The organism is Kitasatospora sp. NBC_00240 (assembly GCF_026342405.1).
Taxonomy (GTDB): Bacteria; Actinomycetota; Actinomycetes; order Streptomycetales; family Streptomycetaceae; genus Kitasatospora.
This window is the reverse complement of record NZ_JAPEMU010000001.1, coordinates 7835215-7848466: the sequence shown is the minus strand read 5'-3', so window position 1 is coordinate 7848466 and position 13252 is coordinate 7835215. Positions and strand designations below refer to the sequence as shown.

The 13252-nt window shown below is 73.0% G+C and carries 10 protein-coding genes; 4 read left to right on the top strand and 6 right to left on the bottom strand.

Features of this window, described 5'->3' with window-relative positions; all coding sequences use genetic code 11:
- Positions 1–427: 427 nt before the first annotated feature.
- The 6 genes from OG689_RS33655 to OG689_RS33630 all read right to left on the bottom strand — a co-directional run bounded on the left by OG689_RS33655 (position 428) and on the right by OG689_RS33630 (position 6603).
- Positions 428–2428, bottom strand: a complete 2001-nt coding sequence (locus OG689_RS33655) for an AAA family ATPase (protein ID WP_266324621.1) — start codon at positions 2426–2428, stop codon at positions 428–430.
- Positions 2429–2991: 563 nt separating this feature from the next.
- Positions 2992–3219, bottom strand: coding sequence for a hypothetical protein (locus OG689_RS44910; protein ID WP_323189349.1), 228 nt, complete (start codon positions 3217–3219; stop codon positions 2992–2994).
- A gap of 103 nt (positions 3220–3322) precedes the next feature.
- Positions 3323–4558: a cytochrome P450, cyclodipeptide synthase-associated gene (locus tag OG689_RS33645; protein ID WP_266324619.1), complete on the bottom strand. Its 1236-nt coding sequence runs from the start codon at positions 4556–4558 to the stop codon at positions 3323–3325.
- 73 nt (positions 4559–4631) lie between these two features.
- On the bottom strand, positions 4632–4838 hold the full coding sequence (locus tag OG689_RS33640; protein WP_266324617.1) for a hypothetical protein: 207 nt from the start codon (positions 4836–4838) through the stop codon (positions 4632–4634).
- 74 nt (positions 4839–4912) lie between these two features.
- On the bottom strand, positions 4913–5491 hold the full coding sequence (locus OG689_RS33635; RefSeq protein ID WP_266324615.1) for a GNAT family N-acetyltransferase: 579 nt from the start codon (positions 5489–5491) through the stop codon (positions 4913–4915).
- A gap of 128 nt (positions 5492–5619) precedes the next feature.
- Positions 5620–6603 (bottom strand): aldo/keto reductase, encoded by a 984-nt coding sequence (locus OG689_RS33630; protein WP_266324614.1) that lies wholly within the window; start codon positions 6601–6603, stop codon positions 5620–5622.
- A 428-nt stretch (positions 6604–7031) separates the two neighbouring features.
- Here OG689_RS33630 and chvE point away from each other — a divergent pair, with 428 nt between their 5' ends.
- The 4 genes from chvE (at position 7032) to OG689_RS33610 (ending at position 13238) form a co-directional block, all read left to right on the top strand.
- Complete coding sequence (chvE, locus tag OG689_RS33625) at positions 7032–8135, top strand: multiple monosaccharide ABC transporter substrate-binding protein (protein WP_266324612.1); 1104 nt, start codon at positions 7032–7034, stop codon at positions 8133–8135.
- A gap of 107 nt (positions 8136–8242) precedes the next feature.
- Positions 8243–9790, top strand: coding sequence for a multiple monosaccharide ABC transporter ATP-binding protein (mmsA, locus tag OG689_RS33620; protein WP_266324610.1), 1548 nt, complete (start codon positions 8243–8245; stop codon positions 9788–9790).
- 3 nt (positions 9791–9793) lie between these two features.
- Positions 9794–11038: a multiple monosaccharide ABC transporter permease gene (gene mmsB, locus OG689_RS33615; protein WP_266324608.1), complete on the top strand. Its 1245-nt coding sequence runs from the start codon at positions 9794–9796 to the stop codon at positions 11036–11038.
- Between the two features lie 154 nt (positions 11039–11192).
- Positions 11193–13238 carry a ricin-type beta-trefoil lectin domain protein gene (locus tag OG689_RS33610; RefSeq protein ID WP_266324606.1) on the top strand — a complete coding sequence of 682 codons (2046 nt, stop codon included), beginning with the start codon at positions 11193–11195 and terminating at the stop codon, positions 13236–13238.
- The last annotated feature ends 14 nt before the right edge of the window (positions 13239–13252 follow it).

Genomic DNA, 13252 nt, shown 5'->3' with positions numbered 1-13252 from the left:
CTGCTGACGGAGTGCGACTCCGGCGGGAAGTGCCGTCCGGACTGGGGCGATCCGTCCTCCCCGGGGACTGACCATCGGTGCTACGGACACGGAAATTCCGTGCACAAGGCTAGGGGCAATGCCGGTGGATTCAGGGCGTCTTCCGCAGGATCGCGGTGGCCGGCGCCGATTCCGCGGCCGTCCGACGACGAATCCGAGCGGGTGCGCGGGGCGCCTCGGACGCGGCCGGTGGCAGCGCGGCGCGCCCGGCCCAGGCCCGACCCGGGCCCGGCCGCAGTCCACCCGGTGTCAGGGCAGGGCCGTCCGCGGGCCCGGCTGCCGGCCCGTCACCGTCGGGGCGGCCGGACCACCGCACCCCCGCGGTCGTCCGGCGCCCGACCGGGGTCGCCGGCAGCTCCGGTGCGACCGGGCCCCGGCAGCCCCTCCCCTACCGGGCCCCCTGCAACTCCCGCTGCCACAGGGCCTCGCAGAGCAGGTCCAGCCCCTGGCGCAGGTGCCGCCGGTAGGTGCCGTACGGCAGCCCGAGGCGGCGGGCGGCGGCCTCCTGGGTGGGCGCACCGGAGAAGTAGCTCGCTGCCAGGGCCTCCCGGGCCCGCACTCCGCGCGGGTCACGGGCGAGCTCGTCGACGGCCTGGCGCAGCAGGGCACGCAGGTCCTCGGCGGGGTCGTCGGAGTCGGCGACCAGGCGGGCCCGCATCAGGGCGCAGACGGCGAAGGGGCCCGGGTCGCGCCAGTGCGGCAGCGCCTCCCGCACTGCCTGGTCGAACGCGGTGCGCGAGAAGCCGGACGGTCCGGAGGGGGCAGCAGGCACCTCGGTGGCCGCGATGAAGTGGCGCAGCCAGGTCTCGACCGGCACCCTGCGCCAGTCGACGCCGAACACTCCGTACGTGTAGTCACCGACCCGGGGGCGCGCGCCGGTGTCGGCGAGGCTGCCCTTGACCCGCTCGGACCACGTCTCGGCGTCCCGCCAGACGGCGAAGCCGTAGGCCCGACCGCGGGCCCGGGCGGATTCCGCCTGGGCCCGGGAACTGCTCAGGTCGATGACCCGCGAGGGCACTTGGTACCGCTCGGGGTAGACCGAGAAGCGGCTGATGCCGATGTGCTCGCCGGGGGCGACCGGTGCGGTGGCGTCGGTGTGCGCCCAGGCGGCCGCCACGACGGGATCGGTGGCCAGGTCCACGGGGTCCGGCGGGGCCTGCAGGGCGAGTCGGGCCGTGAATGCCACGATCCGGCCGGTGCTCACCAGCCGGTAGACGCTGAAGGCCTGGGGCTGGCGCTGCACCCAGTGGCGGACCAGCTCCGCGGAGGCCGCGCCCTCGGTCTCCTCCGCCATCCGCAGCACGAGGTCGACGTCGTCCGGTTGCAGGGGCCGGTCGTGCACCTCGTCGTCGCGGGACCAGGTCCGCAGGCGGGCCACGATCTGCCCCTCGCGGAAGAGGTGGAAGAGCTCGTCGGTGACGGTCCAGACCCGCTCCTCGGGGGCCTCGCGCAGCAGGCGCAGGTACTCCTCCGCCAGGCGTTGGCGCATCGTCACGAAGGCGTTGGGGGCCCGCCAGCGCAGGTCGGCGGCCAGTGTCTCGCGTGCGGCGTCGTGCGGGTGGAGCCCCCGGTGGGTGGTCTCCACGAAGGGCAGGTCCCGCAGCCAGTCGAAGAGCAGGTGGGCGTCCTCGTCGGGCAGCACCGCGGTCAGCAGTTCCTCCGAGGTCGAGTAGGCCTGGGCCGCCACCTCCAGGGCGCGGCGGTGGGCCGCCGACGGCACCTCTCCGATCAACCCCACCAGCAGGGTGCGCAGGAGGTCGGCCGAAGGCGCCCAGGTCTCCTCGCCGCTCCAGCCCGTGGAGCCGGCGGCGGCCGCGAGCGACAGGGCCAGCGGATTGCCGCCGGCGAAGCGGAGCACCAGGTTGCGCATCTCGGGCCGGATCTGCGCCGCGGCCAGCAGGCTCCGGGCCTGCTCCTCGGAGAACTGCTCCAGTTCGGTGGTGTGCAGGAGGCCGGCCCACGCGGGGTCGGCGGTCCACTGCGGCTGCGGCGCGAGCCGGCCGCCCAGGACGACCAGGGTGCCGTCGGCGGCGCGGGGCAGGAAGCGCTGCCACAGCCAGCTCTCCAGCCACTGGCAGTGTTCGAACGAGTCCACGAACAGGACCGTGCCGGGGACCTCCAGGAAGGCACCGGCCGCCCGTTCGAAGTCGGCCGGGTCCCGGCTGACGAATCGCCCGTCGAGTTCGAGCAGGGGCCGGCCCGCCGCCCGGGCGCGATCCGCCAGCCGCCGTAGCAGCGTCGACTTCCCGATCCCGCCCGGCCCGTGGACGTAGAACGCGAACGGCGCCGCCGGGTCGTCGGCCAATGCCTCGGCGAAGCGCCGGAGTTCCTCGTCCCGGCCGATGAAGGCCTGTATTCGCGCCGTGCTCAGTCTCTCTCCGACGGACACCACAGCAGTTCCCCTCCCCATGTCCCCCCGGCACCGGACAACGCGGTCCGGCGGCCCCCACCGGGCCTCGCGGCGACAGGGGCCGGCAGGAGGCACCCGCGACGGCGGCGAAGTCCGCCCTCGCGCCGGCTGCTCCGACCGGTCGGACCGCCTGCACCGCGGTGGTGTCTCGTATCCACCGTTTCGGTAGCGATCCTAACCACGGCGCCGGCCGCGTCGACGGGTGGCACGACCTCCGGGGGAGTTCGTGGACGGCGTACGGCTGTACCGGGCGGCGGTTCGCAGGGAACCGGATTTCGGACGGGACGGACGGGGTCGACCCGCTCGGACCGGGTAGGTCGGACGGGCCTGCGGGGCGCCCTGCGCGCCGCGGCCCCCCTACCGGCCCGTCCGCCTCACTTGATGTGTCCCAGGTTCCCGTCGTCGGCCCGGCCGGCGATCAGCAGGGTGGTCTCCTCGACCCGCTGGAAGCGCCCGTCGGGGGCGAACTCCGCGAACAGGTACACCTCCACGCGGGCGGTGTGGCCGTCGTGGTGCTCGACGGTGACGGTGTGGCGGTCCGCCTAGCGCCGACCGTCGCGGAACTCGTCATGGACCTCGATGTGCCCGCCGCGGACCACGGAGCGAAGCCGGGTCATGTGCTGGGCGAAGGAACTCCGGTCGCTCCACACACCGTCGGTGCGCTGGCGGTAGTCGGGGGCGAAGTGCCGGTCGAGAGCCTCGGCGAGGTCGAGGCCCGGGGTGAACAGCAGGTCGTTGATGGCTCGGGTGATGTCGGTCGGGGTCGTCACGGTCTTCTCCCTGGGAGGGTGGTGGTGCGGGAAGGCCCCGGCGCCCGGGGCCGGTAGGGGCACGACGCCGGCCCGCCCGGTGCAGGGCCGGCGTTGACCGGCCTCAGCCCCGGCCGGTGGCGCCCGCGTGGACGGGGACGAAGTCGAGCGGCAGGCAGACAGGGCCCCGGGTGTACAGGCCGGCCTCCCGGTAGCGGGAGCCTGGGCTGTGGCGGACCTGTTGGAGCAGGGGAAGCAGCAACGCGGCCACGGTCTCCGTCTCGGCCCGGGCGAAGGCCGCGCCGACGCACTGGTGCAGGCCGGTGCCGAACGCCAGGTGCTGGGCAGCGGCGGTGAAGGAGCGGGAGGTGCCCAGGTCCGGGCGGTGGATGTCGAAGTCGTCCGGGGCGGTGAACACCTCGGGGTCGCGGTTCGCCGCGCCGATCATGCAGAAGACGGTGGCGCCCGCCGGGACGACCGCGCCGCCGAACTCGGCGTCCTGCTCGGCCTGGCGGGGGATCAGCTGGACGGGCGGCGTGTACCGCAGCGTCTCGGCGATCGCGGCGGGCAGCAGGGCCGGATCCTGGCGGACCTGCGCCAGTTGCTCGGGGTGGTCGATCAGGTGCTTGAAGAGGAGGGCGAGGGTCTTGTCGGCGGGCTCGACGGCGGCGACCAGCACATTGATGATCAGCGCGGTGACATCGCGGTTGCTCATGGCGATGCCGTCGAACTCCGCCGTGCACAGCTTCGATATCAGGTCCTCGCCGGGGCGGCGGCGCCGCCGCTCGATGACGGGGACGAGGTAGGCCTCCAACTGCTCGGCGCAGTCCAGGCAGTGGCGGCGGCGCTCGGGCGCGAGGTCGATGCCGGTGATGAACTCGCCGATGCCGCCGAGCCAGGCGCTGACCTGCCGCTGGTCCCGGTGGTCCAGGCCGAGGACGTCGAGGGTGACCCGGACGGCGAAGGGCTTGCCGAAGTCGTTGACGAGGTCCATCCGCCCCCGGGGCAGGAAGGGCGCGAGGAGCTCGGCGGCGTTGGCGCGGACGGCGCGCACCTGGTCCTCCAGCGCCTGCCCGGTGAAACCGCGGACGACGATCTTTCGCTTGGCGGTGTGCTCGGCCCCGGTCATCTGGGCGAGGACCGGCCCGCGCATCACCGGCTCGGCGCGTACCTGCAGCGTCCGGGTGCTGAAGGCCTCATGGTCGGTCAGCACCCGCTTCACGTCCTGGTGCCACGAGAGGAAGTAGCTGTCGATCGCGGGCTCGTGGTGCACCCGCGACCGCTCCCGCAACCCGGCGAAGTACCGGTAGGGATCGGCGGCGAAGTCCTCGGACAGGATGCTGAAGCGGGGATCGGCCATGGCGGGCGGAGACCTCTCAGGGGGAACGGGCGCAGCGGAACAACTCGCTCGGCCCCGCCCGCCGCGTGATCCATTATTGCCGGTCGTCGGGGCCGCCCAGGAACTCGACGAGGACCGGACCCGGATCGTCGGCGAGCAGGCTCCTCCGGTCGCCGTCCCGGCGAAGCTCCGTCGGCCGCCCGCCGAGCCGCCCGGACCGGAGGAGGGCGTCCTGGGCTCCGGCCGCCGGCTCCCACCGGTCCACCCGGTCCACCCGGTCCACCCGGTCCACCCGGTCCACCCGGTCCACCGGAATGGGGGCACCGCCGGTGGCACGCCCCGGACATCGTGCCCCGCCCCCGGCGGACGGCCGGATCAGTGGCTCGACGCGGCCCCGGCCGCCGCCCGCCCCGCCCGCCACTCGGGCGCGAGCACCGACCAGACCTCCTCGTCGTGCCGCTTGCCCCGGTAGAGGTAACTCTCGCGCAGCACACCGTCCTTGGTCATCCCGAGCCGGCGGGCGACGGCGATGCTGGGCGCGTTCTCGGCGGACACCACCCACTCCACCCGGTGGATGCCCCGCTGCTCGACGGCCCAGTCGACGATGGTCCGCACGGCCCGGGTCACCAGCCCCTTGCCGGCGGCCGACGGCTCCAGCCAGCAACCCGCCTCGGCGGTGCCCTGCGCGACGTCCATCCGGCGGAAGATGACGGCGCCGACCAGCGTGCCCTCGGTGCGGATGCCGTAGATCCGTCCGGTGTCGGCCGCGGTCCTGTCCGCATAAGCCTGGAGGAACGCCCGGCTGGACGCCAGGTCGGTGACGACGTCGGGGAGGCCGTTGTGCTGCCCGATGAACTCCCGTCCCCGGTCGATGTGGGCCAGGAAGTCCTCGGCCTGCCACGGTTCGAGCGGGGACAGCTCGGCGCCGTCGTCCCCCAGGGAAATCGCGTACATGGTCACTCCACGGTCGGTCCCGGTGCGCACTGCCCGGGGATCCTCTCATGGGCCTGCGCGGACCGCCGGGGCATTTGGCGGCGTACTGCCTCGAGGGCCGGGCCGCGCGGGCCGGCCCGGCCCCACGATCACCAGCGGTCGTGGACCGAACCGCGGATCCGCCGGTCGTACAGCGCGGTGACGGCGGCCAGGGTCGCCGCGGGGAGCGGCGGCAGGGCCGCGGCGGCCGCGTTGGCCCGCGCCTGCTCGGGGTTGCGGGCGCCGGGGATGACGCTGCTGACGCCCGGCTGCTGGATGATCCAACGCAGGGCGGTCTGGGCCGGGGTGGCACCCTCGGGGGCGAGCGCGGCGAACTCGACGGCCGCTTCGACGCCGGTGGCGAAGTCGACGCCCGAGAAGGTCTCGCCCTGGTCGAAGGCGGAGCCGTCCCGGTTGTAGGTGCGGTGGTCGTCCTTCGGGAAGACGGTGTCGCGGGTGTAGCGGCCGGAGAGCAGGCCGGAGGCGAGCGGGACGCGGGCGATGATGCCGACGCCGGCGGCCGCGGCGGCCGGCAGGACGTCGTCCAGCGGCTTCAGCCGGAACGGGTTGAGGATGATCTGGACGCTGGCCACCCCTGGGCGGGCGATCGCGGTGAGCGCTTCGGCGCAGGTCTCGACGCTGACGCCGTAGGCGGCGACGCGCTGCTCGGCCACCAGTGTGTCGAGCGCGTCGAAGACACGGTCCAAGGAGTAGACCGGGGTGGGCGGGCAGTGCAGCTGGACCAGGTCCAGCCGTTCGACGCCGAGGTTGGCGCGGGAGCGGTCGGTCCAGGCCCGGAGGTTGTCCAGGGTGTAGTGCTCGGGGAGCTGCTCCAGGCGGCGGCCCGCCTTGGTGGCGACCAGCACACCCGCGTCCGGGCGTTCGCGCAGGTAGCGGCCGATGAGCTGCTCGCTGCGGCCGTCCCCGTAGACGTCCGCGGTGTCGAAGAAGGTGACTCCGGACTCCACGGCCGCGTCGAGGACGGCGAGGGCGTCCTCCTCGCGGACGTCACCCCAGTCCGCGCCGAGCTGCCAGGTGCCGAGGCCGACGACGGAGGCCTTGCGGCCCGTCCTGCCGAGTACGCGCTGTTCCATGCCCAGAGCCTCTCACTTCGGACCGCCGGAGGCGGTCTCCGGGGTCCGCGTGTCCGTGGCTCCCGGCCGGGCACCGGTGACGACCGCCGGGGCCCGTGCTCGCCCGATTGTTAACGCTAACAATCCGCTCGTCAAGCCCCCGCGCAACATCCTCCGAATCGCCCCCTCCGCGAGACCCAACGGTGATCTCGGGCCACTTGACGAGGTTTCTGTGAGCGTTAACACTCATGTAACGCCAGGCCGGAGCGGCCGGGCGGCGACACCGCGGCGGACTCCCGCGGACCCGCCCGGCACCGCCGGACGGCACCCGGGAGCCCCCGCCCGGCCGACACCCCGAACCCGTCGGCCCAGGGCTCGCCCGCCCCCGCTCCACCCGCCCCGGGCCCACACCGAGGCCGCGCCGACCATGGCAGACCACTGGAGGAATTGTGCGGAAAGTACTGACGGGCCTCGCCACGGCCGGCCTCGCGTTCTCGCTGGCAGCCTGCGGCCAGAGCGCCAACGGCGTCGGCGACGGCGCGAGCGGCGGCAGCGGAGACACCAAGGGCGGCCTGGTCGGCATAGCGATGCCGACGAAGTCCTCGGAGCGCTGGATCAACGACGGCAGCAACATGGTCAAGCAGTTCCAGGCCAAGGGCTACAAGACCGACCTGCAGTACGGCGACAACGTGGTGGAGAACCAGGTGTCGCAGCTCGAGAACATGATCACCAAGGGGGCGAAGCTCCTGGTGGTCGCCGCGATCGACGGTTCCTCGCTCACCGACGTGCTGCAGAAGGCCGCCGACGCCCACATCCCGGTGATCTCCTACGACCGCCTGATCCGCGGCACCAAGAACGTCGACTACTACGCGACCTTCGACAACTACAAGGTCGGCGTCCTGCAGGGCACGTACATCGCCGACAAGCTCGGCCTCAAGGACGGCAAGGGTCCGTTCAACGTCGAGCTGTTCGCCGGCTCGCCGGACGACAACAACGCGCAGTTCTTCTTCAACGGCGCGATGAGCGTCCTCAAGCCGTACCTCGACAGCAAGAAGCTGGTCGTGCAGAGCGGGCAGAGCGACTTCAACCAGGTCGCCACGCTGCGCTGGGACGGCGGCCTCGCGCAGTCCCGGATGGACAACCTGCTGAGCAAGTCGTACACCTCGGCCGGCGTCGACGCGGTGCTCTCGCCGTACGACGGCATCTCGATCGGCATCCTCTCCTCCCTCAAGGGCGTCGGCTACGGCGGCGCCGGCAAGGCGATGCCGGTGGTGACCGGCCAGGACGGCGAGCTGGCCTCGGTGAAGTCGATCATCGCGGGCGAGCAGACCCAGACCGTCTACAAGGACACCCGCGAGCTCGCCAAGGTCGCCGTGCAGATGGGCGACGCCCTGCTGACCGGCGGAAAGCCGGAGGTGAACGACGAGAAGCAGTACGACAACGGCGTCAAGGTCGTCCCCGCCTACCTGCTGCAGCCGGTCAGTGTCGACAAGGACAACTACCGCCAGGTGCTGGTGGACGGCGGGCAGTACACCGCCGACCAGCTCAAGTAGTCCCGGGGCCCGGGACCCCGGGCCGCGCCGAGCCGGGCGCGTACGGGCCGGCGGCCGCTCACCCGAGCCGCCGGCCCGTACCGCCCCCGTCGAACGGATGCACCACCATGGCCGGACCCGTCCTTGAGATGCGTTCGATCAGCAAGTCCTTCCCCGGGGTCAGAGCCCTCTCCGACGTGAACCTGAGCGTCGCCCCCGGCGAGGTCCACGCGATCTGCGGCGAGAACGGCGCCGGCAAGTCCACCCTGATGAAGGTACTGAGCGGGGTCCACCCGCACGGCTCCTACGAGGGCGAGATCCGGTTCGAGGGCGAGCCCTGCGCGTTCCGGGACATCCGGGCCAGCGAGCGGCGCGGCATCGTGATCATCCATCAGGAACTCGCCCTGGTGCCCTACCTGTCGATCGCCGAGAACATCTTCCTCGGCAACGAGCACGCCCGCCGGGGCATCATCAGCTGGCACCGGACCGTCACCCACGCCACCGCGCTGCTCAAGCGGGTCGGCCTGCACGAGAACCCGCACACCCGGGTCGCCGACATCGGGGTGGGCAAGCAGCAGCTGGTCGAGATCGCCAAGGCGCTGGCCAAGGAGGTCAAGCTGCTGATCCTGGACGAGCCGACCGCCGCGCTGAACGACGAGGACAGCCGCAAGCTGCTCGACCTGATCCTGGAGCTGAAGGCGCAGGGCATCTCCTGCATCATCATCTCGCACAAGCTCAACGAGATCGCCCGGGTCGCCGACTCCGTCACCATCCTGCGCGACGGCCGGACCATCGAGACCGTCGACGTGAAGGCGGCGGGGATCTCGGAGGACCGGATCATCCGCGGCATGGTCGGCCGCGACCTGGAGCACCGCTACCCCGAACGCACCCCGGAGATCGGCGAGGTGGCGCTGGCCGTCGAGGACTGGACCGTCCACCACCCGATCGACCATCAGCGCAAGGTGGTGGACGGGGTCTCGCTGCACGTCCGGCGCGGCGAGATCGTCGGCATCGCCGGCCTGATGGGCGCCGGCCGCACCGAACTGGCGATGAGCGTCTTCGGCCGCTCCTACGGCCGCTGGGCCGGCGGCCGGGTGCTGCTGGACGGCAAGGAGATCCGCACCCGCACCGTGCCGGAGGCGATCGGCCACGGCCTCGCGTACGTCACCGAGGACCGCAAGCAGCTCGGGCTGAACCTCGCCGACAGCGTCAGCCGCAACATCTCGCTGGGGGCGCTCGGCAAGGTCGCGCGGCGCGGCTGGATCGACGAGCACGAGGAGACCAGGGTCGCCGAGGACTTCCGGCGGAGCATGAACATCAAGACCCCCTCGGTGTTCGCGCAGACCGGCAAGCTCAGCGGCGGCAACCAGCAGAAGGTCGTCCTCAGCAAGTGGATCTTCTCCGGGCCTGAGGTGCTGATCCTCGACGAACCCACCCGCGGCATCGACGTCGGCGCCAAGGCCGAGATCTACACGGTGATCGCCGGGCTGGCCGCGCAGGGCAAGGCGGTGCTGGTCATCTCCTCCGAGCTGCCCGAGCTGCTCGGCATGTGCGACCGGATCTACACGATGGCCGAGGGCCGGCTCACCGGTGAGCTGGACCGCGCGGACGCGACCCAGGAATCCCTCATGCGCCTCATGACCGTGAGCGCGGCGACCGAGAACGAGCAGGTGTAAGGCATGGCCCAGACCGAGACCACGCAACCCCCCGCGAGCGCGGCCCCCGAGCCCGCCCCCGGCAAGAGCGGCGGCGGCGTGGGCGCCCTGCTGGCCCGCGCGCTGCACGGCAACATCCGGCAGTACGGCATGCTGCTGGCGCTGGCGCTGATCGTCGTACTGTTCCAGATCTGGACCGACGGCACGCTGCTGATGCCGCTCAACGTCACCAACCTCATCCAGCAGAACAGCTACATCCTGATCCTCGCCATCGGCATGATGATCGTCATCATCTCCGGACACATCGACCTCTCGGTCGGCTCGCTGGCCGCCTTCGTCGGCGCGGCGGCGGCCGTGATGATGGTCCGGCACGACGTACCGTGGCCGCTCGCGCTGGTCGTCGCGCTGCTGATCGGCGCCGCCGCCGGGGCCTGGCAGGGCTTCTGGATCGCGTACGTCGGCATCCCGTCCTTCATCGTGACGCTGGCCGGCATGCTGCTGTTCCGCGGCGGCACCCAGATCCTGCTCCAGGGCCAGTCGGTGGCGCCCTTCCCCAAGGGCTTCCAGAAGATCAGCAGCGGGTTCCTGCCGGAGGTCGGCCCGCACACCAACTACCACAACCTGACCCTGCTGCTGGGGCTCGGCGTGCTGGTGGTGGCCGTCCTCCAGGAGGTCCGCGGGCGCCGGCAGGCCGCCGGGTACGGGATCGAGCTGCTGCCCATGGGCTTCTTCCTGGCCAAGCTCGGGGCGATCGCCGCCGCGGTGCTGGTGTTCACCCTGCTGCTGGCGAGCTACCACGGGTTCCCGGTCGTGCTGCTGATCCTGGGGGCGCTGCTGGTCGGCTTCGGCTACCTCATGCGCAACTCCATCCTCGGCCGTCACACCTATGCGATCGGCGGCAACGAACCGGCGGCGAAGCTCTCCGGTGTCAAGAGCAAGCGGGTCGTGTTCCTCGCCTTCGTCAACATGGGCGTACTGGCCGCGCTCGCCGGGATGGTCTTCGCGGCGCGCCTCAACGCCGGCACCCCGCAGGCCGGTATCAACTTCGAATTGGAGGCGATCGCCGCCGCGTTCATCGGCGGCGCCTCGGCCAGCGGCGGCGTCGGCACCGTACTGGGCGCCGTGATCGGCGGCCTGGTGCTCGGCGTGCTCAACAACGGCATGTCGCTGGTCGGGGTCGGTACCGACTACCAGCAGGTCATCAAGGGCCTGGTGCTGCTGGCGGCGGTCGGCTTCGACGTCTACAACAAGCGCAAGGCCGGGTCCTGATCCACCGTCGGTACCCCCACCCGCCGGACCGCCCAGCACGGCGGTCCGGCGGCGCTCCGCCCGGTCCCGGTCCGCCGGCGACCGGGCGGAGCCGGTCCGCGCGACGCCCGCCCGGGCCCCCGGACGGCGCCCCTCCCACCCTGGAGTGCCGCGCATGACCCCCTGGCTCACCCGGACCGTCGTCAAGGCCCTGGCCCTCGGCCTCGCCCTCGCCTACCTCGCCCTGGCCGGCCCCGCCGCTCTCGGCCGGCCGGCGGCCGGGCCCGCCGGGCAGCACGCCGCCCTCGACGCCGAGCAGGCCGCCGCGCCGCCGCCCCCGATGGGCTGGGCCAGCTGGAACAGCTTCGCCAGCAGCATCGACCTCGCCACCGTCAAGGCGCAGGTCGACGCCTTCGTCGCTGCCGGCCTACCCGCAGCCGGCTACCGGTACGTCAACCTGGACGACGGGTGGTGGCAGGGCGCCCGCGACGCCGACGGCGAGATGACCGTCGACCCCACCCGCTGGCCCGGCGGGATGGCCGCCGCCGCCGACTACATCCACGGCAAGGGGCTCAAGGCCGGCATCTACACCGACGCCGGCCGCGACGGCTGCGGCTACTACTACCCCACCACCCGCCCCGCCGCCCCCGGCACCGGCATGGAGGGCCACGAACTCCAGGACGCCGTGCGGTTCCAGCGCTGGGGATTCGACTTCCTCAAGGTCGACTGGTGCGGCGGCGACGCCGAGCACCTCGACCCGGAGCGCACCTACCGCGGCGTCGCCGCCGCCATCGCCGGGGCCACCACCGCCACCGGCCGGCCGATGCTGCTCTCGGTCTGCGAATGGGGCGTGGGCCGGCCCTGGAACTGGGCCGCCGGCACCGCCGCGATGTGGCGTACCGGCTACGACATCATCCACTGGGGCGAACGGCCCTCGGCCGGCGCCGTGCTGGCGAACTTCGACCGGAGCCTGCACCCGGCCGCCCAGCACACCGGCTCCGTCAACGACCCCGACATGCTGACCGCCGGCATGGACGGCCTCACCGACGCCCAGAACCGCACCCAGCTGAGCCTGTGGGCGATCGCCGGCGCGCCGCTGCTCGCGGGCAACGACCTGACCCGGATGACCGCCGCCACCAAGGCCACGCTGACCAACGCCGAGATGATCGCGATCGACCAGGACGCCCGCGGTCTGCAGGGCGTCAAGGTCGCCGAGGACAGCGCCGGCCTGCAGGTCTACGGCAAGGTGCTGAGCGGCACCGGACGGCGCGCCGTCGTCCTGCTGAACCGGACGGCCGCCGCGGCACCGGTCACCGTCCGCTGGACCGACCTCGGCCTCACCGGCGCGCCCACCGCCGTCCGCGAGGTCTGGGCCGCCGCCGACCGGGGCGCCCCCGCGACCGGCTGGACGGCGAACGTCCCGGCCAGCGGCTCCGTCCTGCTGACCGTCAGCGGCACCGAGGCGCCCGGCAGCGCGTACGAGGCCGAGGCCGGCACCGGCGGCGCCGCCTGTGCGAGCTGCTCCGGCGGGGCGGCGGCGGGGCCGCTCGGCAACGGCGCGGCGCTCACCCTGACCGGCGTCGAGGCGGCCACGGCGGGCATCGCGCTCGCCGACATCGCGTACGTCAACGGCGACCCGGTGGCGCGCACCGCGACCCTGCGGGTGAACGGGCAGGCCCCGACGGTCGTGTCGTTCCCGCCCACCGGCTCCTGGACCACCCCCGGGACGGTCTCCGTGCTGCTCTCGCTGGCCAAGGGGGCAACCAACACGCTCGGCTTCGACAGTCCGTCCGCCCCGGGCCCGGCCCTCGACGCCGTCCGGCTGCGGCCACTCCCCGGCACCGCGGGCACCGCCCTGGTCGCGGCCGGCTCCGACCGCTGCGCCGAACTGCCCGGCAACGCCGTCGCCGACGGCACCCGGGCCGTGCTCGCCGACTGCACCGGCGGCCAGAACCAGACCTTCACCGCCACCCCGCGCGGCGAACTGGTGGTCTACGGCAACAGGTGCCTGGCCGCACTCGACGACGGCGACGGCATCGCGGTGGACATCCGGGACTGCAACGGCACCGCCGGCCAGGCCTGGAGCGCCCACCCGGACGGGACCCTCCGCAACGGCCTCGCCGGCGCCTGCCTGGACGCCCGCGGCAGCACCGCCGCAGGCACCCCGCTCGGCCTGTGGAGCTGCGACGGGACGGCCGGCCAGCGCTGGCGGCTGGTCTGAGGGGATCCCGACGG